A 1,411-nucleotide genomic window follows, 5' to 3' on the forward strand; every position below is an offset into this window, starting at 1 on the left:
GCTAGTGTGCTGCGCCAGAAATCCTGAGGGTTAGTTGGTGCTGGTTGGGGCGATCCTGGCCAGGTAGTCAGCGAGGGAGTGCAGGATTTCGTCGGCGGTCTTGGTCCAGGTGAAGGGCCTTGGGTTGGAGTTCCAGGTCTCGATCCAGTCGCGGATGTCGTTCTCGAGTCCCTGGACGGAGGTGTGGACGCCGCGGCGGATGAGTTTGTCCGTCAGCAGGCCGAACCATCGCTCGACCTGGTTGATCCAGGAGGAGCCGGTTGGCGTGAAGTGGACGTGGAAGCGGGGGTGCCGGGCGAGCCACTTCTGGATCTCGGGGGTCTTGTGGGTGACGTAGTTGTCGCAGACCAGGTGAACGTCGAGGCCGGCGGGCACGGCCTTGTCTATCCGGGTCAGGAACTTCTTGAACTCCACGGCCCGGTGGCGGCGGTGGAGTTCACTGATGACGGTGCCATCAGCGATGTTGAAGGCGGCGAACAGACTGGTGATGCCATGCCTCAGGTAGTCGTGGGTCCGGCGTTCGGGCATGCCCGGCATCATCGGCAGCACCGGCTGGGACCGGTCCAGTGCCTGGATCTGCGCCTTCTCGTCCACGCATAACACCACTGCCTTCTCAGGCGGGTGGTGATAGAGGCCGACGACGTCGACGACCTTGTCGACGAACTGCGGATCGGTGGAGAGCTTGAAGGGATCCTGCACATGCGGCTTGAGATCGAACTTCTTCCAGATCCGCCCGATGGTGGATTTCGACAGGCCGGTGCGCTCGGCCATAGAGGCCCGCGACCAGTGCGTGTCCTTGCCCGGCGTGGACTCCAGCGTCGCAACGATGACGTCTTCGACCTGGTCGAGCAGGATCGAGGGCGGCCGGCCGGTCCGCGGTTCGTCCTGCAGGCCGTCGAGGCGATCGGCCACGAAACGGGCCCGCCAGCGGTCCACGGTGGACTGGTCCACTCCCAGGTCAGCCGCGACCTGCTTGTTCGTGACGCCCTCCGCGCACCGCAACACGATCCTCGCCCTCAGCGCGAGGTACTGGGCAGTCTTCGCCCGTCTCGCCCAGCGCGCCAACTGGGCACGTTCGCCCTCGGCCAGAACCAGCTCCGCCTTCGGCCGGCCGATAGGTCCCTCGTCCTCAAGCCCGTCCAGTCTCTGTGCGGCGAACTTCCCGCGCCACTTGCGCACCGACTTGACGCCGACACCAAGGGCCTGCGCCGCACCCGCATTCGACATCCCATCAGCGCACGCGAGGATGATCCGGGCTCGTTCAGCCGTACGCCGGTCCGGCAGCTCCGCCCGGCGCACAAGCTCGACACGCTCGTCCTCACAGAGCACGATCTCCACAGCAGCAGGGCCTCGATGCGACATGAAAAGAAGGTAGCAACTAACCCTCAGGATTTCTGGCGCAGCACACTAG

1 protein-coding gene is annotated in these 1,411 nt (G+C 65.0%); it reads right to left on the reverse strand.

Going from position 1 to position 1,411, the window contains the following annotated elements; all coding sequences use genetic code 11:
- Positions 1-30: 30 nt before the first annotated feature.
- The gene (locus tag JK364_RS54265) at positions 31-1,338 is read right to left on the reverse strand and encodes an IS630 family transposase (RefSeq protein ID WP_201858854.1); all 1,308 of its coding nucleotides are present in this window, start codon (positions 1,336-1,338) and stop codon (positions 31-33) included.
- Positions 1,339-1,411 lie beyond the last annotated feature (73 nt).

The organism is Streptomyces endocoffeicus (genome assembly GCF_016741935.1).
GTDB lineage: Bacteria > Actinomycetota > Actinomycetes > Streptomycetales > Streptomycetaceae > Streptomyces > Streptomyces endocoffeicus.